1 protein-coding gene is annotated in these 497 nt (G+C 29.6%); it reads right to left on the bottom strand.

Annotated features, from left to right (window positions below):
• Positions 1–334: 334 nt before the first annotated feature.
• Positions 335–493 carry a sigma factor-like helix-turn-helix DNA-binding protein gene (locus E3E36_RS13725; RefSeq protein WP_369334054.1) on the bottom strand — a complete coding sequence of 53 codons (159 nt, stop codon included), beginning with the start codon at positions 491–493 and terminating at the stop codon, positions 335–337.
• Between the last annotated feature and the right edge of the window lie 4 nt (positions 494–497).

Genomic DNA, 497 nt, shown 5'->3' with positions numbered 1-497 from the left:
ACTGAAATAATCAAATCTAAAGATTGCAGCAATACAGATTTCAGTGCACCAGCACAGGGGTTATTTCTTTCAAGCGTTAATTTTTAAAACCCTGCAATACATTGTAATTAAAAAAATATTTACCTTTAAATCCTTTGTAGCAAAAGGTTTCAAGTCATTAGTAAAATCTTTTTTCAAAAAAGATTTGGCAGTAATAAAACTCCTCTTATTTTTGCACCCCGCTTTTGAAAAACAACACAATCAAAAGCAACGTTCTTTAAATAAGCGATAAAATTTTTCTTCTTTTTTTGAAATAAAATCTGTAGCCTCTTTACAACTAATCATACATCACATTTTACTTAGTAAACCAATTTTTTTCAAGACAGCTACGCAATTGCGTTTTAGCCCTGTGAATTAATACCCAATAGTTAGACGCAGTTATGTTTAATTGCTTACAGATTTCGTCACTATCAATATCATCTAAATACTTCATACTAAAAACAGCATGTTGTATTTCT

It is taken from the genome of Thermococcus sp. M36 (assembly GCF_012027355.1).
Lineage (GTDB): Archaea > Methanobacteriota_B > Thermococci > Thermococcales > Thermococcaceae > Thermococcus.
This window is presented reverse-complemented; position numbering and strand designations above follow the sequence as displayed.